The 22,345-nt window shown below is 58.8% G+C and carries 18 protein-coding genes; 14 read left to right on the forward strand and 4 right to left on the reverse strand.

Translation table 11 applies throughout. The annotated features are described in order from the left end of the window. Position 1: 1 nt before the first annotated feature. The 12 genes from NLK58_RS16465 (at position 2) to NLK58_RS16520 (ending at position 13,271) form a co-directional block, all read left to right on the forward strand. Entirely contained in the window at positions 2 to 841 is an 840-nt protein-coding gene (locus NLK58_RS16465; RefSeq protein WP_341581313.1) for an AAA family ATPase, read from the forward strand. Next, positions 838 to 1,995, forward strand: a complete 1,158-nt coding sequence (locus NLK58_RS16470) for a tetratricopeptide repeat protein (RefSeq protein WP_341581314.1) — start codon at positions 838 to 840, stop codon at positions 1,993 to 1,995. Before NLK58_RS16465 ends, NLK58_RS16470 begins: the two co-directional genes overlap by 4 nt. Beyond that, the gene (locus NLK58_RS16475; RefSeq protein WP_341582822.1) at positions 1,995 to 3,764 is read left to right on the forward strand and encodes a GspE/PulE family protein; all 1,770 of its coding nucleotides are present in this window, start codon (positions 1,995 to 1,997) and stop codon (positions 3,762 to 3,764) included. Before NLK58_RS16470 ends, NLK58_RS16475 begins: the two co-directional genes overlap by 1 nt. Next, on the forward strand, positions 3,764 to 4,993 hold the full coding sequence (locus NLK58_RS16480; protein ID WP_341581315.1) for a type II secretion system F family protein: 1,230 nt from the start codon (positions 3,764 to 3,766) through the stop codon (positions 4,991 to 4,993). The genes NLK58_RS16475 and NLK58_RS16480 overlap by 1 nt, the downstream gene beginning before the upstream one ends. After that, entirely contained in the window at positions 4,994 to 5,590 is a 597-nt protein-coding gene (locus tag NLK58_RS16485) for a hypothetical protein (protein WP_341581316.1), read from the forward strand. It begins immediately after the preceding gene. A 36-nt stretch (positions 5,591 to 5,626) separates the two neighbouring features. Further along, positions 5,627 to 6,139, forward strand: coding sequence for a prepilin-type N-terminal cleavage/methylation domain-containing protein (locus NLK58_RS16490; protein ID WP_341581317.1), 513 nt, complete (start codon positions 5,627 to 5,629; stop codon positions 6,137 to 6,139). Between the two features lie 42 nt (positions 6,140 to 6,181). After that, positions 6,182 to 6,646 carry a type II secretion system protein gene (locus tag NLK58_RS16495; protein WP_341581318.1) on the forward strand — a complete coding sequence of 155 codons (465 nt, stop codon included), beginning with the start codon at positions 6,182 to 6,184 and terminating at the stop codon, positions 6,644 to 6,646. A gap of 149 nt (positions 6,647 to 6,795) precedes the next feature. Then, positions 6,796 to 7,257 (forward strand): type II secretion system protein, encoded by a 462-nt coding sequence (locus NLK58_RS16500; RefSeq protein WP_341581319.1) that lies wholly within the window; start codon positions 6,796 to 6,798, stop codon positions 7,255 to 7,257. Continuing rightward, the gene (locus NLK58_RS16505; RefSeq protein ID WP_341581320.1) at positions 7,254 to 7,742 is read left to right on the forward strand and encodes a type II secretion system protein; all 489 of its coding nucleotides are present in this window, start codon (positions 7,254 to 7,256) and stop codon (positions 7,740 to 7,742) included. Before NLK58_RS16500 ends, NLK58_RS16505 begins: the two co-directional genes overlap by 4 nt. Continuing rightward, the gene (locus tag NLK58_RS16510) at positions 7,742 to 8,527 is read left to right on the forward strand and encodes a type II secretion system protein (protein WP_341581321.1); all 786 of its coding nucleotides are present in this window, start codon (positions 7,742 to 7,744) and stop codon (positions 8,525 to 8,527) included. Before NLK58_RS16505 ends, NLK58_RS16510 begins: the two co-directional genes overlap by 1 nt. Further along, positions 8,517 to 8,933, forward strand: a complete 417-nt coding sequence (locus tag NLK58_RS16515; RefSeq protein WP_341581322.1) for a hypothetical protein — start codon at positions 8,517 to 8,519, stop codon at positions 8,931 to 8,933. The genes NLK58_RS16510 and NLK58_RS16515 overlap by 11 nt, the downstream gene beginning before the upstream one ends. 111 nt (positions 8,934 to 9,044) lie before the next feature. Then, entirely contained in the window at positions 9,045 to 13,271 is a 4,227-nt protein-coding gene (locus tag NLK58_RS16520) for a DUF6701 domain-containing protein (RefSeq protein WP_341581323.1), read from the forward strand. A 63-nt stretch (positions 13,272 to 13,334) separates the two neighbouring features. On the opposite strand, the gene ntrC is transcribed toward NLK58_RS16520, so the two are convergent. The 4 genes from ntrC to glnA all read right to left on the reverse strand — a co-directional run bounded on the left by ntrC (position 13,335) and on the right by glnA (position 18,230). Further along, positions 13,335 to 14,762 (reverse strand): nitrogen regulation protein NR(I), encoded by a 1,428-nt coding sequence (gene ntrC / locus NLK58_RS16525; RefSeq protein ID WP_117619493.1) that lies wholly within the window; start codon positions 14,760 to 14,762, stop codon positions 13,335 to 13,337. Beyond that, positions 14,759 to 15,853, reverse strand: coding sequence for a nitrogen regulation protein NR(II) (gene glnL / locus NLK58_RS16530; protein ID WP_117619494.1), 1,095 nt, complete (start codon positions 15,851 to 15,853; stop codon positions 14,759 to 14,761). The genes ntrC and glnL overlap by 4 nt, the downstream gene beginning before the upstream one ends. 269 nt (positions 15,854 to 16,122) lie before the next feature. Continuing rightward, a complete protein-coding gene (locus NLK58_RS16535; RefSeq protein WP_341581324.1) occupies positions 16,123 to 16,647 on the reverse strand; it encodes a DUF4124 domain-containing protein in 525 nt (174 codons plus the stop codon). A 179-nt stretch (positions 16,648 to 16,826) separates the two neighbouring features. Then, the gene (gene glnA, locus NLK58_RS16540; protein WP_117619495.1) at positions 16,827 to 18,230 is read right to left on the reverse strand and encodes a glutamate--ammonia ligase; all 1,404 of its coding nucleotides are present in this window, start codon (positions 18,228 to 18,230) and stop codon (positions 16,827 to 16,829) included. 475 nt (positions 18,231 to 18,705) lie between these two features. Between glnA and NLK58_RS16545 the strand changes: the two genes are divergently transcribed. Next, complete coding sequence (locus NLK58_RS16545) at positions 18,706 to 20,055, forward strand: ISNCY family transposase (protein WP_341581239.1); 1,350 nt, start codon at positions 18,706 to 18,708, stop codon at positions 20,053 to 20,055. A 449-nt stretch (positions 20,056 to 20,504) separates the two neighbouring features. Then, the gene (typA, locus tag NLK58_RS16550) at positions 20,505 to 22,316 is read left to right on the forward strand and encodes a translational GTPase TypA (RefSeq protein WP_117619496.1); all 1,812 of its coding nucleotides are present in this window, start codon (positions 20,505 to 20,507) and stop codon (positions 22,314 to 22,316) included. The last annotated feature ends 29 nt before the right edge of the window (positions 22,317 to 22,345 follow it).

A 22,345-nucleotide genomic window follows, 5' to 3' on the forward strand; every position in this document is an offset into this window, starting at 1 on the left:
CATGTACGAATCCCATTTCGGACTGCAGGAAGCACCGTTCGCATTGACGCCAAATACCCGTTACTTCCTGCGGGCACCCAGCCATGGCGATGCGCTGGAATTGCTGCTGGTGGCCCTGAAGGAGCGTGAGGGTTTCATCAAGATCTCCGGTGAAGTGGGCACCGGCAAGACCCTGCTGTGCCGGTTGCTGCTCAACGAACTGGAGCCGCGGGCGTGCACCGCGTATTTACCCAACCCCCGTCTGACACCTGATACGCTCTACCAGGCGGTGGCCGAGGAGTTGGGTGTCGATGTGTCCGGTTGTGCCAATCCTCACCAGGTTCTGAAAGCCATCAACGAGCGGCTTATTGCCCACGCCACGGCGCAGACGCCGGTGGTTCTGGTGATCGACGAGGCCCAGGCCATGCCCGAGGAAACCATTGAGGCATTGCGGCTGCTTACAAATCTGGAAACGGAAAGTGTCCGGTTGTTGCAGGTGGTGTTGTTCGGCCAGCCGGAGCTGGATGTGCTGTTGCAGAAACAGAGCCTCCGGCAGTTGAACCAGCGCATCACTTTCCATTATCGCCTGACACCCCTGGACAAAAACTCGGTTGCGCAGTACCTGCGTCATCGACTGGCGCAGGCCGGTTACAACGGAGCGGATCTGTTCGCTCCCGGTGCCTTACGCCTGATTACCCGGGCTTCCGGTGGCATTCCCCGGCTGGTCAATATTCTTGCCCACAAGTCCATGCTGGCGGCCTGGGGCAAGGGTGATCGTCTGGTTCAGCGTGGCCATGCCCTGCAGGCGGTACGTGATACCGAAAGCGTCCGCTCTCCCGGCCTGATTGCGAGGTGGCTATGAGCTTGCTCAATGATGCCTTGCGTGCCGCCGAGCAACGGCAGAACCGGCCAGGCGTGGCGGGTGCCTACACCGGGCAGGTTCCGGCCGGAGGGCGGGTAAACTTCTGGCTGTGGGCCGTTGTGCTCTTGTTGGTGGGCGGTGTGGTCGCCGGTTTCGGTTATTGGTTTCAGGCTCAGGGCAGGGGCGAGGCAGCACCCGCCGTGGTCAGCGCCGCTCCAGTCGTCGAGCCGGCGCCGGAGGCCCCGGACGTTACCGCAGAGCCCGCTCTTGCGAAAGGTGAGAGCGGGCTGCCCAGAGAACCAGTGCCACCTGTTGAACCTGAAGCTCAATCCGAACCCGAACCCGAACCCGAACCTGAGCCTGAGCCTGAGCCCGAACCTGAGCCAGGGGCAGACATTGCCGAAGCGTCTGAGCCATCAACGCCAACGCCGGCAAAACAAGCGCCCCCCGGGCAGCCGGTGGCAGGCATCGGGCAGCCAGAGGCCGGGGCCGGGGTTGGAGAACGTACTGCGGAAACTGCCGCGATCCTGTCGAGCGGTACGCCGGCAGCAAAGCCGGCAGCAAAGGTGAAGCAGGTTCGTGAGACGCCGGAAGCCATTGATCTCAGGGTCAGCCGGGAATTAACGTCACTGCTCCGGTCTGGTAAAACCCGCGAAGCCGAACAGAGGTTGCGGGAATTGGCAGCGTCTCAGCCCGCAATGGCCAGCCGGGAAGTGTTCGCCCGTCGGATGCTGGTTCAGGGCATGCCGGACCGGGCCCTGGCATGGTTGCCGGAACCAGTCGCTGACGCCCATGCCGGGTTGCGTCTACTCCGGGCAAGAGCCCTTCATGCCAGGGGTGATCTGTCCGGAGCCGTTGCCACGCTTGAGCGGCAAGTGCCCACCGATGGGCAGCACACAGAATACCGGGTGACGCTGGCCACCTTGCTGCAGCAGGCCGGCCGCAGCACCGAAGCCGCACGGCACTGGTCGGTCCTCATTGCCCGGGACGACAGCCGTGCCACATGGTGGGTGGGGCTGGCCATTGCCCTGGAAACCGGTGGTGAGGTTAAGGGCGCAGTTCGAGCCTATGGTCAGGCCGCCCGGTTGCCCGGCCTTTCGCCGTCCCTGGCGGACTATGTTCGAGAACGACTGAAAACGCTGCAGGCAGGATGATGACGACAGAGCCGAAAAAGAAAGTCCGGTTAGGTGACCTGCTGGTTCAGAATGATGTCATTACTGAACAGCAGCTGATGACGGCCCTGCGTGAACAGAAAAGCACCGGGCGGAAACTGGGTAAGACCCTGACCGATCTTGGCTATGTCGACGAGGACAGCCTGCTCAATATCCTGTCCCGGCAGCTGGATGTGCCCTTTGTGCAGTTGCGTCATTATCAGTTCAATAACGAGCTGGTAAAAAAGCTGCCCGAGGCGATGGCACGACGGTTCCGCAGTATTGTTCTGGCCGAGAAGAGTGGTGAACTGCTGGTGGGCATGGCCGATCCGCTCGATATCTTTGCCTACGACGAATTGGTGCGCATCCTCCGGCAGCCCATCAGGCAAGCGGTCGTTCGGGAAAGCGAGCTGCTGAGCACGCTGGACCTGGTGTACCGGCGCACCGATGAAATTGCCTCCCTGGCGGAAGAGCTGGAAGACGAACTGGGTGACGATGCCTTTGATCTGGCCGACCTTTCTGCGGAATCCGAGAGCGCCGAGGCGCCGGTTGTCAAACTGCTTCAGACCCTGTTTGAAGACGCCATGCAGGCCCGCAGTTCGGACATTCACATCGAGCCGGACGAGACGGTCGTTCGTATCCGGCAACGGGTGGATGGCGTGCTTCAGGAACAGGTGATGAAAGAGAAGCGGGTGAATGCCGCACTGGTTCTTCGCCTGAAACTGATGGCCGGCCTTAATATTTCCGAGAAGCGGATGCCCCAGGACGGGCGTTTTAACATCCGGGTCAAGGGCCGAAGCATCGATGTCCGGGTATCGACCATGCCGGTTCAGTATGGCGAATCGGTGGTCATGCGGCTGTTGGATCAGAGCCAGGGCATGCTGAACCTGGATGTTACCGGCATGCCCGCACAACTGCTCGAGCAGTTCCGGCGGATGATCAAAAAACCTCACGGGATGATCCTTGTGACCGGCCCTACCGGTAGCGGTAAAACCACAACGCTGTATGGAGCGCTGTCGGAACTGAACCGCCCGGAGGTGAAAATTATCACCGCCGAGGACCCTGTGGAATACCGCCTGCCCCGGATTACCCAGGTACAGGTGAACCCTAAAATAGGGCTGGAGTTCGCCAATGTGCTGAGGGCGGCCCTCCGCCAGGATCCCGATGTGATCCTGGTCGGTGAGATGCGGGATCGTGAGACTGTTGAAATCGGCCTTCGGGCGGCGATGACCGGCCACCTGGTGCTTTCCACCCTGCACACCAACGATTCCATCAGCAGCGCCATGCGCCTGATTGATATGGGCGCGGAGCCGTTTCTGGTGGCCAGCTCGCTGCTGGGCGTGGTCGCCCAGCGCCTGGTGCGCCGGGTTTGCGACAACTGCTCGGAACCCTATCAGCCAACGGATCAGGAGCGGGTGTGGCTGGCCACCTTTGATCTTGATCCACTCGATATCGAAGCCGGATTTGTTCACGGCCGCGGTTGTTACCAATGCAGCAATACCGGCTACAAGGGGCGGGTCGGCGTCTACGAAATGCTTGAAATGAACGAGGCGATGCTGGATGCATTGCGCCGGCAGGATGTCTCCGGCTTTACCCGGGCAGCCCGCAAAAGCGAGTTTTACCGGCCGCTCGGGCAGTGCGCAATGGATTACGCACTTCAGGGTGTGACAGCGCTGGAAGAAGTGGCCCGGGTGGCGGCGACATCCGAGGGTGATCTCTCCCCCGACGATGAAATCCCTGTCCCGGATGAGCCGGTTGGGGGAGGCGCCTGATGCAGTTCAGTTACCGGGGCAAGGACAATCGCGGCAGTGTGCAGCAGGGCTCACTTGGCGCCCCGAATGTGGATGCGGCCGCCGCGGAACTGATGCGCCGGGGCATTACGCCTCTGATGATCCGCGAGAAGGAGCAGACCGACCCGGTGATTGACCGGCTTAACCGGCTCCCGATATTCCGGAAAAAAGTGACACTGGATGAACTCATTGTATTCTGCCGCCAGATGCACGCACTGACCAAGGCCGGGATTCCGTTGATCCGGACCATGCGAGGGCTGGCGGAAACCTCGCGATCGCCGGTGCTCGCGGAAGTGCTCGAGGATGTGACCACGCGGCTTGAGGGCGGCACCACCATGGCCACGGCCATGCAGGCGCATCCGAAGGTCTTCTCGGAACTGTTCATTGCCATGATCCACGTGGGTGAGAACACCGGGATGCTGGACGATGCGTTCAAGCGGCTGTCGGAAATTCTGGAGTTGGAGCGGGATACCAAGCGGCGGCTCAAGCAGGCCATGCGTTATCCGATGTTCGTGATGATTGCGTTGCTGGCGGCATTGATGGTGGTGAACTTCCTGGTAATCCCGAAGTTTGCCGCGGTGTTCAACAAGCTGGGTGCGGATCTGCCGTTGCTGACCCAGGTTCTGGTGGGTACCTCAAACTTCCTTCTGGGCTACTGGTACGTGATGCTGTTTGCGGCGGCAGCCGGCGGGCTGCTGCTTCGGCAGTGGAAGCAGACGGAACAGGGCCGGCTGACCTGGGACCGCTACAAGCTCCGGATGCCGGTTATCGGGCCGCTGTTGGAATTGATCACGCTCAGTCGGTTTGCGAGAAACTTTGCTACCATGCTGGCCGCGGGCATGCCCGTGACCCAGGCCCTGACGGTGGTGGCGGATGCCACCGACAACGCCTGGATAGCGATCCATATCAAGGACATGCGCACTGGCATTGAGCGCGGCGAGAGCCTGCTCAGAACCGCCCGGCACAGTGAGATGTTCACGCCGCTGATTCTGCAGATGATTGCGGTTGGCGAGGAAACCGGTTCCGTGGATGACATGCTCAACAACGTGGCGGATTTTTACGATGAGGACGTGGATTACGGGCTCAAGCGACTGGCAGAATCCATCGAGCCGATACTCATTGTGGCCATGGGCATCCTGGTTCTGATCCTGGCGCTGGGCGTGTTCCTGCCGATCTGGGATCTGGGGGCCGCCGCCATGGGGCGGGGCTGAGTGCCACCGGCATGGCCGACGGATGCCAACGGGCTGGGCCAGACCCGGAAGTTTCGGCTGGCCGTGGTGCTGGTTGTGCTGGGAGTGCTCTGGTGGTTCCTGCTCGGAGTGCTGGAGCGGGAGACGCGAAATGCCGAGGAGCGGGCCGCCAATATGGTGATCGGTCAGCTCAGGTCGGCTTTGGTGATCAAGGGGGCCGAGGTGATGCTGAGCCGTTATGGCAGCCTGGCTGAGCACCGTGGTATCAACCCCTTTGAGCTGATTGAGCATCAGTGGGGGAACTACCAGGGCCGCTGTGAGAATTCTCGGCCGGAGCCGGGGGGCTGGTGCTTCCAGGCTATTGAACAACAAAGCGAACAACAAAAAGAAACAGTAAACGGGCCCAAAGGTTGGTTAATTTATAACCCAAGGCAGCCGATAACTGTAGACCGCCGGCAAGCTTATGAGGCGCAGCCTCTGGCCTGGGAAGTGACAACGGAATTTGCGGACCGCAACGGGAATGGCATGCGGGAGCAGGAAGAGCGACTGACGGGGCTCCGATTGTCCCCGGTGTCGTTGACAGAAGAAGCAGCGCAAACGCAGGATGCGCAACGCTGATCAGACGGAAGAAAGAAACCGTAGCGAGGCTGACCTATGACGGGGAACAACAGTACCAATAAACAGCAGGGGTTCACCCTGATAGAGCTGGTGGTCGTTATTGCCATCCTGGCGATTCTGGCTGCCTTTGCACTGCCGCGATTTGCCCAGCTTTCCGAGCAGGCGCATCAGTCCAGTATCCGCGCCACGGCCGGTGCCCTGGCGGCGGGCGTCGCCCTTGCCAAAACCCAGTGGGTTTCCAACGGATTCACCACGGCGCAGACAAATGTGGTCGGCTTTGGCAACGACGACGTGGATGTCAGCGCCGACGGCTGGCCGACCTCGGTTCTCTCAAACGACACAGGCACGGCCATGAACGCAACCAAATGCGAGGAAGTCTGGTACGGCGTCCTGCAGTCAAACGCGCCGACGGTGAGTACATCCGCGCAGACAGAGTACACCACTTCAATCATCAGCGGCGATTGCCTGTTCACCTATCAACCGGACGACCAGGGCAGCACCATCGCCTACGATGCTGATACCGGCGAAATAACCACAGTCATTAACTGATAAACCCAAAAGCCAACCGGCAACCAAGAACGGAGTACTACCATGAAAGCGATGACAGCGATTGCAACAAGAAAAGAGCAAGGTTTCACCCTGATCGAACTGGTTATGGTGATTGTCATTCTGGGCATTCTGGCGGCGTTTGCTTTGCCGCGGTTTGCGGATTTGGGTGGAGATGCTCGTGCCGCAAGCATTCAGGGCGTTTATGGAGCTGTGCGTTCAGCCAATGCCATAGTCCGTTCCGCCTGCCTTGCGGACTCGGGCTGTGACCAGACAGCAAGTACCGGCGAATCCGTGACACTGGAAGGACAAGCTGTTGCCCTGGCCTATGGCTATCCAACACAGGCCAGTATTCTGACCGCTGCGCAGATTGATGCGAACGATTTCGATACAACTACTGCCGGAACTATTGCAGCAAACAATGCGCCTGGTACTTGTGAAGTAACGTTTGTAGAAGCGACTGGCGCTACCGATGCTCCTGACATTGCCCTTGACGATTCTGGATGCTGATTAAGAAGCTCTGGTGTTCAAGGTCGGATTTGTAAAAGAGTTGTAGATTGGGCTAGCGAAGCATCATCCGACAAAGGTACGAGTACTGGGCGTGCGTCGGGTGAGGCTTTGCCAAGCCGGCCTGCTTTTTCTGGCTGTCGGGAGGGGATATGAAAGTGATAGCCACTCCGGGGTCATCGGGGTTCACTCTCGTGGAACTGGTCATGGTTATCATCCTGATCGGAGTGCTCTCCGCGGTGGGTGTTGGCCTGTTCGCCAGCCGCTCGGCCTTCTCCCCCCTGCTGGCCACCCAGCAACTCGCCTCCGCCACGCTGCTTGCCCAGCAGGCAGCGCTGGCGGGGAATCCGGCCAACACACTTACCATTGAGCAGAATGCCGACCGGTTCCGGTTCATCGTGGGTGGCGGCAGTGGCACTCCACGCACGTTTGAAATATCGCGCGAAGGCGCCAGTCTCTCGGTTGCCGGCGGTCTTCCCCTTACCCTGACATTTGACGCAAAAGGCGCACCCGCAACCGGCGCCAGCCTGCAATTCACCTTTTCCGGTGACAGCACGTTTCGAACCTGCCTCAGTTCCCTGGGCGCGGTATACGCCGGGAGTTGCCAGTCGTGAGAGTCAATCAATCCGGTGCAACCCTGGTGGAACTGGTGATCACGATTGTGATCATCAGTGTTGCCATTGCAGGGGTTGTTGGCGCATTTTCACTGATTGCGGGGCGAAGTGCCGATCCGCTCAATCAGACCCGCGCTGTCAAGCTCGCACAGCTCTATATGGATGAAATCCTGACCCGGAAGTACGATGAACTGACCCCCCAGGGCGGATTTCCCAAGTACTCTGGTCCCTGCTCCATTGGTGCGGAGGGGGAGGGGCGGACTGCGTTTGACGATGTCGATGATTATGACGGTCTGAGTGGTGCGCCCTCAACCGCCACCGGCGCCGCGCTCAGTGGCTATTCCGGGTTCTCGGTTTCGATCACCGTTTCCTGTGCGGGCACCGAGGTGGGCTTGCCTGCGGCCGAAGCCAAACGGATTGATCTTGACATCACCGCGCCCGGAAACCAGTCGTTTTCATTCGCGGCCTACAGGGCGAATTTCTGATGCGCAGGGCCGGTGGATTCACCCTCGTTGAACTGTTGATAGTGATTGTGCTGCTGGCCATCGTGGCCACGATCTCGGTCCGGTTTGTTGGTTTGTCCACGCGGGGAGCATTGGATGTCGGTGCCCGCCAGCAGCGATCCCTGGCCGGCGTCGTTATCAGTGAACAGATCAGTCGGGAACTCCGGGAGGCACTGCCAACGTCCATTCGGACCAATGCTTCAGGAACCTGCCTGGAGTGGATGCCGATTGAGGCGGCATCGAATTATCTGAGCCTTCCCCAGGGGCCATCGCCCGGCTCATTTGAAGCGGTGCCACTGCCTGGCGGAGCTTCGGCAACGGGAAGGGTTGTGGTTTACGGCTACGGATCCGATGTCTATAGCCCGGGAAGCCCGGGGCCACTCTCCCCGCCCGCGAGCATGCCTGCCGGAGCTCCGCCGGTTACGGTAACATTCAACGGCGGGGCGACTCACCGCTTTGCGGCGAAATCCCCTGCGCGCCGGTTCTACATTGTCGGAGACCCGGTATCAGTGTGTCAGCAAGGGCGCTTTCTCTACCGTTACCGGAACTATGGTATCAATAGTTCGCCCGCGTCCGGTTTGCCTGGTGGTTTTCCGGGGCGCGAGGTGATGGCTGCACAGCTGGTCAGTAATTCTCTGGTGTTCCGGGTTACCCCGCCGAGCCTTCAACGGGGTGCGGTCGTTTCATTCCGTTTCGATCTCGAGAGCCCGGATTCGGGTGAAACAACATCCATCAGCCAGGAGGTGCAGGTCCGAAATGTTCCATGAAACTTCCATGGCAAGGTTGCAGCAAGGCGCGGGACTGCCGATCGCGCTCTTCATCATTACCGTTCTGACCCTGCTGGTGGCTGGCATGGCGCAGTTGCAGCAGGCAGGCAGTGAATCCGTAAGCCTCCAGATCCAGTCCCAACGGGCGTTTTTCGCAGCGGAAAGTGGCGCGCAGGTCGCCGTCGCCGAGGTGCTCGCCGCGGGCGATTGCAGTGCTGTCACGGGGTCTGTGACCTTTTCGGCGAACGGGCTGAGCGGCTGCGAGTCCGCTATGTTCTGTAATTCGGTGTCTGCCGACATTGATGGCGGGCCCGCTGAGGAGACGGTGTTTACGGTGCGCAGCGACGGGCAATGTGGCTCCGGAAGTGATCTGGCCAATCGCTCGGTAGAGGTACGTGTGCGATGAGACTGACCGGATCGTCGATAAACGCCGAGCTCAAATCCGAGGTGACGCGTGGGTAGCAGGCAGAGGGGCAGCTCAACAACCTTGAACAGTGTTTGCAGACTCATCGTTGCAATGACGGCGCTGGTTTTCGCGCCGGCAGCTCTGGGTGAGGACGCTTATTTCGAAACAGGTTCCGTTATCGTTTCCGGTTCGATTGATGCGGGCAACTGGGAGACTGTTACGCTCCGGGAAACCTATTCCAACCCGGTCGTGATCGTTGGTCCGGTATCCCATGACAATGACCTTTCCCTGAGTGCCAGGGTCCGGAATGTGTCCCCTGCGGGATTCCAGGTCGGCGTTCAGAGTCCCTGTGAGAGCGCTGGTGCGAGTGCGCCCGGAGGAGCCCAATGCCCGCCGCCTGGGGGCTGGCAGGCCGAGGCCATCCGGTATTGGGTGGTGGAAGAGGGCGTCTGGGAGTTTCCCGATGGTACGCTTCTGGAAGCCGGCCGGCTGTCCACCTCAACCGTCCGGTCGGCGGCAGGGTACTCGGGAGCGGTTGACACGGTAACCTTCCAGCAGGCTTTTTCTTCGTCACCCGTTGTGCTTCACGCTGTCAACACCTTCAATGACTCCGGCTGGATTACATCGTCCTCCTGGGGAAGTGGGAACGATACTCGCTTGAGACCGGGGGCATCGGCAATGAGTCTGGCGCTTGAAGGAGCAGAGGTTGCATCCGGCCATGGCGCAGAGGTGATTGGCTGGGTTGCCGTTGAGCCTGCGGTTGGTGTCAATAACGGGCGTCCTTATGTCGCCGGACAGTCAGCCGGGCGGGACGTTGACCGCCATGAGGATGAGTGTCAGGGCTATCCTCTGAGCGGCTTTGCTGCGGGCCCTGATGTGGTGGTCAGTCACAATACCATGGCGGGGCGCAATGGTGGCTGGGTTCGCTTTTGTGGTGGTGAGTTATCACCTTCCGGTTTTTCCGTTCACATCGACGAGGATCAGGTCAACGATTCGGAGCGAACCGGTCTGGAGGAAGCTGTGAGCTGGTTCGCCTTTGAGGCGAATAGCAGCGGCCGCCTGATCCGGCCAACGACATTTTGCAGCGGCGTCACGGCGTTGTTCTGCGATGACTTCGATTCCGGAACGCTTGCCGGCGATGGCTGGGATGTTGATCCGTTCAGAGGTGGCCAAGCGGGGATTGGCGGGCAAACCAGTAACAGTGGAAACCTGTCGTTGTTCACCAGTAGTGGCGGTGTCTCGGTGACCTCACCCAGTTTTGATCTCTCCGGCTCAACCTCGGGCAGTCTTGAGTATTGGTGGCGGCGTGGTGATGACGCCTTCAGTGAAAACCCGGACAGAAACGAAGACCTGGTTGTTGAATTTCTGGATGATCGGAATCGGTGGATCGAAATTGAGTCCCTGGCGGGCGATGGGACGCCAGGACAAAGCGGGGCAACGCAGTTTGAGTTACCTTCCGGTGCCTTCCATTCGGCTTTCCAGTTTCGGTTTCAGCAGCAGCGGGGAAGCGGAGACGGCTACGATTTCTGGCATATTGACGACGTGGTGTTGAGAGCGCTCTCTTTTACCTGTGAGCCTGACCAGTTCAACCGCTCAGGTCTTGGTCCCGACTGGGTGACTACCCGATCAAGCGGCAACTTCACACCTCAAATTGTCAGTGGCCGCTTGCGTCTGACCGAGGCCGTGGGCAATCAGGCGACTGCCGCAACCTACCAGAGACTGTTTCCCGGAGCGGACAACCTGATTCAGATCGAGTTCGACTATTATGCGTACGGAGGAACGGGCGCTGATGGCCTTGCCGTGGTTTTTTCCGATGCCTCGGTCACTCCCCAGGCCGGGGGTTACGGCGGATCACTCGGCTACGCCCAGGAGCCCGATGGCAGTGGAGGGTTCTCTGGCGGCTGGCTGGGAATTGGTCTGGATGAGTACGGAAACTTCTCCAACAATAATGAAGGCCGGGTAGGGGGCAACACTGGCCGCACCCTCGATTCTGTCGCTGTGCGTGGTTCGGCACCGGACTATGCCTACATCGCGGATTCGGGCGGGTTGTCTCCCGGGATCGATTCGAACAATGATAATAACCCCTACCGATACAGAATAACGATTGACTCGAGGGGCGGAAAGACCCCTGAACTTACCGTTGAGAGAAACGGGCGAGGTACCGGAAACACCTTCCAGACCCTGATTCAGGAAACCCTGAGTGGTCAGCCGGAGATTCCGGAAAACCTGTTTCTCTCGCTGACCGGGTCCACCGGCGGTTCCACCAATATTCACGAACTCGATAACCTGCAGGTCTGTGCCGATAAAATCGGAGCGGTGCAGGCGCTTGTCGATCATTTCGAACTGGAGCACAGCGGCAGCGGACTGACCTGTCAACCCGCGGAGGTTACCATCCGCGCCTGCGGCAATGCCGATTGCAGCCAACTGTTTCCCGATCCCGTTGAGGTGACCATGGCCCCGTCAGCTTGGGTCGGCGGCGATACCTTTACCCTCAATGGTGCAGCCACCCGCGCCCTGCGGGTTACCAGCCCGGCAACCGTGACGCTTGGGGTGCCCGGCTCCGATCCAGGCACCATCGCCTTCTCCCAGACATTGTGTGACAACGGAACCGGCGGTCTGGCACCGGACAAATGTGACCTGACGTTCTTCGACACGGGCTTCGATATTTCGGTACCCGACCATGTTTCCGACACCGTGGTTTCCGCCAGTATTGCAGCGGTTCGCAAAGATAATGTTTCCGAGCAGTGCGTGCCCGCCTTTTCGAACGAAACCAAAGCGGTTGCCCTCTGGTCCAGTTACGTCAATCCGGCCTCGGGTACCCTGGATCTGTTTGTCGAAGGAAATCCGGTCCCGGGGTCACCGGGCGCGACCTCCTCTCTGGGGTTTGATGCAAATGGCGTGGCGACAGCGGACATCCGTTACCCCGACGTGGGGCGCCTGCGTCTGAATGCCCGTTACCAGGGCTCCGGCGACGATGCCGGTCTGGTCATGTCCGGAGATGGAACATTCGTTGTACGGCCGGACCACTTCGAGTTGCACGTACCGGGCAACCCGGCGGCGACCTCGGTTCAGGATGGCAATACCTTTGTTGCCGCCGGTACCGATTTTGAGATCTGGGTATCGTCAGTCAATGCCAGTGGCAATGTCACGCCGAATTTTGGCAGAGAAACACCGGCGGAGGCGGTTGAGCTCGATGCCTCGCTGGTCGCGCCGGCGGGAGGGGATTCTCCGGCACTATCCGGGGCCCTGGGTTCGTTCGGCGAGGATTGCTCTGGCGCCTCTGCTCCCGGTGGAACCGCCTGCGGCCGGTTCCAGTGGCCCGAAGTCGGCATCATCCGCATCACGCCGTCCCTTACCAGCGGCAATTACCTTGGCACGGCCGATGTCGTCGGCGATCCTCTCAGCTACGTTGGTCGCTTTATTCCGGACCGCTTCAGGGTGACCGTATCAGAGCGGGGGGAAGTGAAGCCTTTCTGTGAGTCCTCCACGGCCTTTGCCTACACCGGCCAGAGCCTGAGCTGGCGGTCTGGCCTGGAACCGCTGCTTACGCTAGAGCCGTTAAACTCCAACGGTGAGGTAACACAGAATTACACCCTGGGTGATTTCCAGCGTCTGTCAGTCGGTGGCCTGTCCCGTCTACCGGGTAGTTCTGATCGTTCCGCACTGGATACCGATGGCAACCCGTTGTCTGTTTCCGCCAGTCTGAGCACGCCTCCTGCGTTGACGATTGTCGCCCCGGGGCAGTTGCAGTACCTGTTTTCCTCGTCCGATCAGTTGGTGTATGAAAAAAACGTCCAAAGCCGGATACCGCCGTTTTCGCCGGACTACCGAATCGAATTGTCGCAACTGGTTGATGCCGATGGCGTCAGCTCGCCACAGCTGCCGGTTGCCATTGATCCGGTTTTCCCACTCGAAATGCGATATGGCCGGTTGCAGCTGGAGAATGCCTACGGGCCGGAGACATCGGGTCTGGAAATACCCTTCGGGGCCTACTACTTCACGGTGGCCGGCTTCATTCCGAACATCGCGGACAGCTGCTGGACCTATGCCACCGGGACAGACGTTGCGCTGGACCAGACGGCGCTAACCGGAGGCAGCACCTCCGTAGTGGGCGTGTCGGATTCGTTGACGGCAGGGGCGCCCCCGGCGGGAAGTGGGCTGGTGCTGTCGGCACCGGGCGAGGGAAACAGAGGCAACGTCCCGGTCACATTCTCGGTGCCGCTCTGGCTGACCGGCGATTTCGACGGTGACGGCACACTGGAAGCGCCATCCGCTCTCGCCACCTTCGGCGTCTACCGGGGCCACGACCGGGTCATCTATTGGCGGGAGGTTCGCTGAATCAAAAGGTAAAAATGGGGTCAGATGAAAGTTCATCTGACCCCATTTTCAGGACCCCAATCGTCAATCGTCCTCATGCTCCGGGTGATCCATCCCCAGTTCATTGATCTTCCGGGTCAGCGTATTCCGGCCCCAACCCAGCAGGATTGACGCATCCCGGCGCCGGCCGCCGGTGTGCTTCAGCGCGGTTTCGATCATGATTCTCTCGAACTCCGGAACAGCGCTGTCGAGAATGCCTTTCTTGCCCCGTTTAAGCTCCTGTTCCGCCCAGTTTTTCAGGCCCTCCTGCCAGGTAGCCCCGGTGGCGGGTGCCTCTGCCTGGTGCAGCAGTTCCGGGGGCAGGTCATCAATGTGGATTTCCCGGCCGCTGGCCATGACAGTCAGCCACCGACAGGTGTTCTCCAACTGGCGGACGTTACCGGGCCAGGGCAGGGTGGTGAGGTATTCCTCCGCTTCGGGGCGCAGGATTTTCGGCTCCACGGCCAGTTCCTTGGCGGCCCTTTTCAGGAAGTGCTGCATCAACCGGGGGATGTCTTCCCGCCGTTCCGCGAGTTTTGGCAGATGCACGCGGATAACGTTGAGGCGGTGGAAAAGGTCTTCCCGGAAGCTGCCGGCCTGAACCAGCTTTTCCAGGTCCTGATGCGTGGCGGCGATGATCCGGACATCCACCTTGATCGGGGTGGTGCCGCCAACCCGATAGAACTCGCCATCGGCCAGTACCCGCAGCAGGCGGGTCTGGGTATCGGCGGGCATGTCCCCGATTTCATCCAGGAACAGGGTGCCGCCATTGGCTTGTTCAAAGCGGCCCTGGCGGGCGGCACCGGCGCCGGTAAAAGCACCTTTCTCGTGGCCGAACAGTTCGGATTCAATCAGGTCCTTCGGGATGGCGGCCATGTTCAGGGCAATGAACGGGTGTTTGGCTCGGGGGCTGTGGTTGTGCAGCGCCTGGGCCACCAGTTCCTTGCCGGTGCCGCTTTCGCCATTGATCAGTACGGTGATGTTGGAATGGGACAGCCGGCCAACGGCCCGGAAAACTTCCTGCATCGCTGGCGCTTCACCGATGATTTCGGCGGCGCGCTGGGCGCTTTCCGCCGGCGGTTCGGCGCTGGCACGTTTTTCGTGGCTGTGGGCAACAGCACGTTTGACCAGTGCCACGGCATCGTCCACATCGAACGGCTTGGGAAGATATTCAAAGGCCCCGGTCTGGTAACTGGTGACGGCGCTTTCCAGGTCAGAGTGGGCGGTCATGATGATCACGGGCACGTCCGGATGGACATCCACGATCTGGGAAAGCAGGGTGATGCCGTCAACGCCGGGCATCCGGATATCGCTGACGATGGCATCCGGCTGCTCGTGTTCCAGCCGCATCATGATGCTTTCGCCACTGTCGAAAACGCGGGGCTGCATACCGGCCTGGTTAAGGGCGCGCTCCAGCACCCAGCGAATACTGCGGTCGTCGTCGATGATCCAGACGTTTGCCGGTTGGCTCATGGGGTGTCCTCCAGGGGCAGGAAGATGATGAAGTCGGTTCGTCCTGGTTCGCTCTCGCATTCAACCAGTCCATGGTGTTGCCCGATGATGCTCTGGGTAATGGAAAGGCCCAGGCCTGTGCCGCTGGCACGACCGCTGATCATCGGATAGAAAATGTTCTGCAGCAGCTCCGGCGGAATGCCCGGGCCGTTATCTATAACGTCTATCCGGCACACCAGGCGATGGCGCCGATGGCCAATCGTAAACTGCCGCAGAGTGCGGGTCCGGAAGGTAATGGTTGGCGGCTCTTCGCGGCTTTGGCCGCCCTGGTTTTCAAAGGCGGCCTCCATGGCATTGCGGGCAATGTTCAGGAACGCCTGAATCAGCTGCTCCTTGTCGCCCCGGAACTCGGGAATGCTGGGGTCGTAGTCCCGGCTGAAATGGAGGCGGCCTTTGCTCTCGGCTTCCAGGAGGGTGCCTACCCGTTCCAGCACCTCATGGATGTTCGTCGGTGCCAGTTTGAGTGCCTTGTTCGGGCCTAGCATCCGGTCTACGAGGCTTCTCAGGCGGTCAGCCTCATCAATGATTACCCGGGTGTACTCGCGCTGATCCTCGCTGTTGAGCTCACGGTCCAGAAGCTGGGCGGCGCCACGGATTCCCCCAAGCGGATTCTTGATCTCGTGGGCCATACCCCGGACCAGAATGCGGGTGGTTTCCTGCTGGGAGATGATGTCCTCTTCACGGCTGATCCTCAGTAGCCGGTCCCTTGGCTGGATTTCGATCAGTAATTCGGTCGGATCCAGACTGATTGGGGTGACTGAGTAATCCACGGTGAGGCGTAAGCCGCTGGTTAACAGGAATTCGGCCTCACGGCGGGTGTAGGACTGGCCGTTGTCCACGGCGGCAAACAATGTTTTCAGGGCATCTTCGGAATCGACAAGGATGTCGCGGAAAGGCTGACCGTGGCTGCGTGTCATGCTGGTTTCGAACAGGCTTTCGGCGGACGGATTGAGATATCGTATGTTCAGGTTATCTTCCAGCACCAGGACAGCCGTGGTGAGGCTGTCGAGAATGCTTCTGTATCCGATTGCGTGGGCCAAAGGCAGTGCCATGCGTGATTTCCGTTGGTTCGACATAGTTTGACCTCTGGAGTTTTGCAAAAAGCGAACCACTTTGCGCCAGGTTCAGAAATGAGTGGGCAAAGTACGGGCATAGGGCCGTATCGGCGTTGAAATGTGCCGTAAGCTGGTGCAAACGGGGACAAGCCCTTGACCAGCCCGGAAAATTCGCCCCGTTGCTGGTCAGAGTATGGCTTTTTTCTGGTGCGCCCGCACCAAACTGGTGCGGGCAGTTTGGGCAGCTGGATAGTTGGGTGGTTTGGCTAGTTTGCCACGGAGGGGCGGTGAACGGTGAAGGAAATGGACGTACCGGTTTTTACCTGTACGCCGTTTTCATCCACGATGTGCACTCGGGCCTGGTGGGTGCCACGATAGACGTTGCTGACGGTAACCGAACCGGAAGTGCTCTGGCCAACCGGCTGGCCATCAAGGGTTACTTCATACTTGTGACCAGGCCGCAGGCCCGGCGTGCTGCGAACCTCGAACTGGATATCACCGCTACCACTGTAGAAGGCCTGGTCGTTATCCGGATACACAAAGGAGACGCTCTCGTACGCTGCACCCTCCCTCTGAACCTCTTCACGAAGCTTCTTGGTTTCCTGAACCACCTCGGGCTTCGGCAGAGTGATCGTAGTAACCGGTTTGACCTCTACGGCTTCAGCGCCTTCGCTCGGCTCATCGGAGAACGTAACGTTGCCGTAGGCATCGACGTTGCGGTAGACCTCGGCGGCGGTCGGGACCGCCAGAGCAAACAGTAGGCCGGCAACCAATCCAGACTTCGGATTCATAAGCTCACCTGTCATTGGGTTTTCCCGATTATCGGCGGCGCCCGGGGGCATTTCAACGCCTGTGGGGCGGGATGTTGGTTACATATCGTTAAGGGCTGCAGGCAATGTGCTTTTGCGCACAAAAAAAAGCCCCGCACGGGGCGGGGCTTTGCTGCTCTTTAACTCTCTGGAGAGAGGTTTTAGCAGGAGTAGTACAGCTCGAACTCAACCGGATGAGTGGTCATGTTCAGCTTCTCAACTTCACCGCGCTTCAGATCAATATAGCCGGCAATCATGTCTTCAGTGAACACGCCTCCGCGGGTCAGGAACTCGTGGTCCGCTTCCAGGCAATCCAGAGCTTCAGACAGGGTTTCGGCAACCTTCGGAATGCTCAGGGCCTCTTCTTTGGGCAGATCGTACAGATCCTTGTCCATGGCATCGCCAGGGTGGATCTTGTTCTGGATGCCGTCCAGGCCGGCCATCATCAGGGCAGCGAAAGCCAGGTACGGGTTGGCAGCCGGATCAGGGAAGCGAACTTCAATACGACGCGCTTTCGGGCTGTTCACGTAAGGGATTCGGATGGAGGCCGAACGGTTACGGGCGGAGTATGCCAGCATGACCGGTGCTTCGTAGCCCGGAACCAGGCGCTTGTAGCTGTTGGTTGCCGGGTTGGTGAAGGCGTTGATGGCCTTGGCGTGCTTGATAACACCACCAACGTAGTACAGGGCGGCTTCGCTCAGGCCGGCATAGCTGTCGCCTGCGAACAGGTTTTTGCCGTCTTTGCTCAGTGACATGTGTACGTGCATGCCGGAACCGTTATCACCAACTACCGGCTTGGGCATGAAGGTGGCTGTTTTGCCATAAGCGTGCGCCACATTGTGTACGCAGTACTTGAGGATTTGAACTTCGTCAGCCTTGCGGGTCAGGGTGTTGGCGCCAACGCCGATTTCACACTGGCCAGCAGTGCCCACTTCGTGGTGGTGAACTTCAATTTCCAGACCCATGGATTCCATGGCCGCACACATGGCGCCACGCAGATCATGCAGGCTGTCAACCGGCGGAACCGGGAAATAGCCGCCTTTGACCCCCGGGCGGTGGCCGATGTTGTTGCGGTCGAAGTCTTCGCCGGATACCCAGGCGGCCTCTTCAGAATGAATGTGGTATGAAGAGCCTTGCATGTCGACGCTCCATTTAACGGAATCAAAGACAAAGAACTCCGGCTCCGGGCCGAACAGGGCGCCATCGGCGATGCCGGTGGACTTCAGGTATTCCTCGGCACGACGGGCAACGGAGCGCGGATCGCGCTCATAACCCTGCATGGTAGAAGGCTCTACGATGTTGCAGGTGATGTTAACGGTGGTTTCTTCAGTGAACGGATCGAGTACAGAGGTCGCGTCGTCCGGCATCAGGATCATGTCGGATTCGTTGATGCCTTTCCAGCCGGCAATGGAGGAGCCGTCAAACATTTTGCCGTCTGCGAAAAAGTCTTCATCTACTTCGGTGGCGGGCAGCGTCACGTGCTGCTCTTTACCGCGGCTGTCAGTAAAGCGCAGGTCAACCCATTTGACTTCGTGTTCTTTGATCAAATCAACTGTCTTGGACATTGTGCATGCTCCGTAAGTTATACCGCACAGGCGGCTGTATTCATGTTCGTGGTGCCGGATCGCTCAGAGTACTGAGTTCCGATCTGTTTCTCAGGTCTGCGCAGCTTAGCAAATGCCAGTGCGTCTTACCTGCAAATTTCGGCTGCTTTCGATAAAGCAAGGCGCTTGCCAATTTTCAGGGCATGCTCCAGAACGGCGCAACTGCCAGGGTTTGGGGCATGTTCAGGGCAAAGGCATTTTTACCAGGCTGGTTCTTGCGCTTTGTTGGCGCACACAATTGGTGCGTTAATTGACTGGGTGCGCTAAATAAGTGCAAAGCATCGCCTAAACCTAAATAGTTTCTATCCATAAACATAAAGGACTGATATTAAACAGGAAAATCAGGAAACAAAGAGAGAAACCTCCAGCGGAAAATGGTATTCTTTGTCGCAAGCCATTGAAACAAAAGAAAAACCAAAAATCCGCGGAGGTAACAATGCGTCAAAAACGCACCGTCCAAGGCAGTATATTTGATCTTTACGCAGAGCACGAGATCGGACGTGAACTCAAGGCGATGTCCGATTGGCTGGACGGGCATCCCGAGATTCTGGATTGGATGGCCCCAGAACTGTGCCGGGCCGAAATCAAAGAGACCGGGCGTGAAGGGTTGTCAGTCGAGTCGATCCTGCGCTGCGCCATCCTTAAACAGCACCGTCAGCTCAGCTACGAGGCACTGGCCTTTTATCTGGAGGACTCCCATTCCTTTCAAGCCTTTGCACGGCTGCCTCTCGGGTTAAGGCCGAAGAAGTCGGTTTTACAGAAAGGGGTCAGCGCCATTAGCGATGCCAGCTGGGAGCGGATCCACCGCTTGATGATCCGGGACGCCAGTGTCCAAAAAATAGAGCGCGGGCGCATGGTCCGGGTCGATAGCACGGTCACGGAGACACCGGTTCACGAACCAACAGACAGCACGTTGCTTTGGGATGCGGTCCGCACCCAGGTGCGGCTGATGGAGCAAGCACAAGAGCTGGCTGGGCCGGTGCGACTGAAGTGGTGCAACCACCGGCGCGTGGCCAAGAAGCGTGCCTATCAGATCCAGTATTCCCGGGGGAAGGAAAAGAAGGCCAACTGGTATCGGGATCTGATCAAGGTCACTCGCAAGGGCCTCAATTACCTGGATAAGGCCTGGTGTACGTTAACCCAACTGACCATCGATGAGGCCGCGTTCGCCGCCTGGGAAGCGCAGGTAAAGCACTACCGGGGACTGATCGAGGGAGTGATCGATCAGTCGCAACGACGGGTAATCAACGGCGAACAGGTTCCTGCCGCCGAGAAGGTCTTCAGCCTGTTCGAGGAGCATACCGACATCATTATCAAGGGCAGCCGTGACATTCAGTACGGGCACAAGCTGAACCTGACGAGTGGTCGTAGCGGGCTGATTCTTGACGCCGTCATCGAGGAGGGTAATCCGGCCGATAGCGAACGTTTTATGCCGCTGTTGGAACGGCAGATCGAGATCTATGGCCGTGCGCCTCGGCAAATAGCAGCGGACGGGGGTTACGCCAGCAAAGACAACGTGCAGCAAGCCAAAGACAAAGGCGTGAAGGATGTGGCCTTCCACAAAAAGAAGGGCCTGAAGGTCGATCAGATGGTGAAGAGTGACTGGGTTTATCGCAAGCTGCGCAACTTCCGGGCGGGGATCGAAGCGGGCATCTCCTGCCTGAAGCGGTCCTACGGTTTGTCGCGTTGCACCTGGAAGGGACTGGAGCACTTTAAATCGTATGTGTGGTCGGCTGTGGTAGCACACAACCTGGCTGTGTTCTCGCGACTGCTGCTCGCCAGATAACGCCTTAACCCGAGTCACCCAAGAGTATCAACAAAAAGCCTTATCGGCACTCTGGCCGGGGCTGGCCTGTGCCTGAAAAATGCCGATTCGCGGTCAAAATGGCGACGGAAGACCACAGGCTGCGATGTGGCCGGGATAAGGTTGGCCAAGAGAAACAATTTGACCCAACCGGCTGGGCGATTAGCCCTGAAAACAAGCCGTTTATGGACGGAAACTAAATAGGGTAGGCGTTTTTCTTCATATTAACGACACAGACTTTTCGCTATACTACGCGCCGCTTCATTTTCACCCTGCCATTTTCAGATCCCGGATCGAAAAGCTCCATGCAGGGTGCCGGGCAGCCAGTTCCGGTAAATGAGTTCATTTTACGGATTTGAGACGGCATGTGTGGGGATTTCCCTGCGAACGACCCTCTCAGGTCATTGAGTGCATGCCGCAGGATTATTTTTGTGATTGAAAAACTTCGTAATATCGCCATTATCGCCCACGTTGACCATGGTAAAACCACGCTCGTAGACAAGCTGCTGCGTCAGTCCGGCACGCTGGATCGTAAAGAGCTGGAGAACGAGCGGGTCATGGATTCCAATGACCAGGAAAAAGAGCGTGGCATTACCATTCTGGCCAAGAACACGGCCCTGAAATGGAACGGTTACGACATCAACATCGTTGATACTCCGGGCCACGCTGACTTCGGTGGCGAAGTTGAGCGAGTGATGAGCATGGTTGATTGTGTGTTGCTGGTGGTTGATTCCATTGATGGCCCGATGCCGCAAACACGTTTTGTGACCCAGAAGGCGTTTGCCGCCGGCCTGCGCCCGATTGTCGTGGTCAACAAGATTGACCGTCCCGGTGCACGGCCCGACTGGGTTGTAGACCAGGTGTTTGATCTGTTCGACAACCTGGGTGCGACCGACGAGCAACTGGACTTCCCCATTGTTTTTGCCAGTGCCCTCAACGGCATTGCCGGCATGGACCATGAAAACCTGGACGACAACATGGATGCCGTGTTCCAGGCGATCGTTGATCATGTGCCGGCACCAAACGTCGATATGGACGGTCCGTTCCAGATGCAGATCTCCCAGTTGGACTACAACAGCTTCCTGGGCGTGATCGGTATTGGCCGCATCGCACGCGGCAAGATCAAAACCAATTCGCCGGTGACCGCGATTGGTGCCAGTGGCAAGAAGCGCAATGGTCGAATCCTCAAGATCATGGGGCACTCAGGCCTGCAGCGCGTTGAAGTGGATGAGGCACAGGCTGGCGATATCGTCTGCGTGAGCGGTATGGATGAGCTGTTTATCTCCGATACCCTGTGTGACCAGGCCAACGTTGAGGCCCTGCCGGCACTGACGGTGGATGAGCCGACCGTGTCGATGACCTTCCAGGTAAACGATTCGCCTTTCGCCGGCCGGGAAGGCAAGTACGTTACCAGCCGGAACATCAAGGAGCGTCTGGAAAAGGAGTTGCTGCACAACGTGGCGCTGCGCGTTGAAGAAGGCGATTCGGCGGACAAGTTCAAGGTATCCGGCCGTGGTGAACTGCATCTGTCAGTGCTGATTGAGAATATGCGCCGCGAGAACTTCGAGCTGGCGGTCGGGCGGCCTGAAGTTGTCATTCGTGAAGTGGATGGCGTCAAGCAGGAGCCCTATGAAAATGTCATCGTCGACATTGAAGAGCAGCACCAGGGCCCGATCATGGAGCAGATGGGGCTGCGTAAAGGCGACCTGACCAACATGGTGCCGGATGGCAAGGGGCGGATGCGTCTTGAGTACACCATTCCGGCACGGGGCCTGATCGGTTTCCGCAATACCTTCCTGACCATGACCTCGGGTACCGGTATTCTGACCTCGACCTTCAGTCATTACGGCCCCATCAAGGTTGGCGATGTCACCAGTCGCCAGAATGGTGTCCTCGTTTCCATGGCAACCGGAACAGCGCTGACCTATTCTCTGGAAACCCTGCAGAGCCGTGGCAAGCTGTTCCTGGACCCGGGCCAGGAAATCTACGAAGGCCAGCTTTGCGGTATTCACAGCCGTGACAATGATCTGGTGGTTAACCCCACCAAGGGCAAGAAGCTCGACAACATGCGAGCTTCCGGCAAGGATGAAGTCATCGGGCTGGTGCCGCCCATCAAGTTCACCCTTGAGCAGGCGCTGGAGTTCATCGATGACGACGAACTGGTTGAAGTGACCCCGAAATCGATTCGCCTGCGGAAGAAATTTCTGACCGAAAATGATCGCAAGCGTGCGAATAAGAAGTAAGCCGGCGCTTGGAAAAGTGAAAAAGGGGT

The organism is Marinobacter metalliresistant (assembly GCF_038098645.1).
In the GTDB taxonomy this organism is placed as follows: Bacteria; Pseudomonadota; Gammaproteobacteria; order Pseudomonadales; family Oleiphilaceae; genus Marinobacter; species Marinobacter metalliresistant.

Coding starts and splice junctions, on each gene's coding strand:
- NLK58_RS16520 (WP_341581323.1), top strand. CDS start 9,045: ATGACGGCGCTGGTTTTCGCGCCGGCAGCTCTGGGTGAGGACGCTTAT.
- NLK58_RS16545 (WP_341581239.1), top strand. CDS start 18,706: ATGCGTCAAAAACGCACCGTCCAAGGCAGTATATTTGATCTTTACGCA.
- NLK58_RS16470 (WP_341581314.1), top strand. CDS start 838: ATGAGCTTGCTCAATGATGCCTTGCGTGCCGCCGAGCAACGGCAGAAC.
- ntrC (WP_117619493.1), bottom strand. CDS start 14,762: ATGAGCCAACCGGCAAACGTCTGGATCATCGACGACGACCGCAGTATT.
- NLK58_RS16535 (WP_341581324.1), bottom strand. CDS start 16,647: ATGAATCCGAAGTCTGGATTGGTTGCCGGCCTACTGTTTGCTCTGGCG.
- NLK58_RS16490 (WP_341581317.1), top strand. CDS start 5,627: ATGACGGGGAACAACAGTACCAATAAACAGCAGGGGTTCACCCTGATA.
- NLK58_RS16515 (WP_341581322.1), top strand. CDS start 8,517: ATGTTCCATGAAACTTCCATGGCAAGGTTGCAGCAAGGCGCGGGACTG.
- NLK58_RS16510 (WP_341581321.1), top strand. CDS start 7,742: ATGCGCAGGGCCGGTGGATTCACCCTCGTTGAACTGTTGATAGTGATT.
- NLK58_RS16475 (WP_341582822.1), top strand. CDS start 1,995: ATGACGACAGAGCCGAAAAAGAAAGTCCGGTTAGGTGACCTGCTGGTT.
- NLK58_RS16495 (WP_341581318.1), top strand. CDS start 6,182: ATGAAAGCGATGACAGCGATTGCAACAAGAAAAGAGCAAGGTTTCACC.
- NLK58_RS16465 (WP_341581313.1), top strand. CDS start 2: ATGTACGAATCCCATTTCGGACTGCAGGAAGCACCGTTCGCATTGACG.
- NLK58_RS16480 (WP_341581315.1), top strand. CDS start 3,764: ATGCAGTTCAGTTACCGGGGCAAGGACAATCGCGGCAGTGTGCAGCAG.
- glnL (WP_117619494.1), bottom strand. CDS start 15,853: ATGGCACTGCCTTTGGCCCACGCAATCGGATACAGAAGCATTCTCGAC.
- NLK58_RS16500 (WP_341581319.1), top strand. CDS start 6,796: ATGAAAGTGATAGCCACTCCGGGGTCATCGGGGTTCACTCTCGTGGAA.
- glnA (WP_117619495.1), bottom strand. CDS start 18,230: ATGTCCAAGACAGTTGATTTGATCAAAGAACACGAAGTCAAATGGGTT.